This window comes from Neisseria sp. P0009.S008, from assembly GCF_051958615.1.
Lineage (GTDB): Bacteria > Pseudomonadota > Gammaproteobacteria > Burkholderiales > Neisseriaceae > Neisseria > Neisseria subflava.
The window spans coordinates 1-288 of record NZ_JBQCVG010000052.1; the positions used below are offsets into that span (position 1 = coordinate 1).

Here is a 288-nt window from a genome sequence, read left to right on the forward strand (position 1 = left end):
TGAGGGCGCAACACCCGCTCAAATACCTGCTGCACATCGCAAACCTGCCCAAAAGCAGCTTTTACTACCACCACCAAAACCGCTCCGACCCCGATGAAACCGACAAAGCCCTCCTCGTCGAAATCTACGAACGGCATAAAGGACGCTACGGGCAAAGGCGCATTGCCGCATCATTGGATTGGAATCGCAAAAAAGCAGCTCGGTTGATGAAGCAGCTAGGACTGAAAGCCCTCATACGGGCGAAAAAAGCCTACCGCCATCCCGCCATGGGCGCAATATCGGAACACC

The 288-nt window shown here is 54.5% G+C and carries 1 protein-coding gene; it reads left to right on the plus strand.

Annotation, left to right across the window (positions count from 1 at the left end; translation table 11 throughout):
• Positions 1 to 288 (plus strand): IS3 family transposase (locus ACTHSQ_RS11205; RefSeq protein ID WP_440372018.1); only part of this gene is annotated, 288 nt, incomplete at both ends.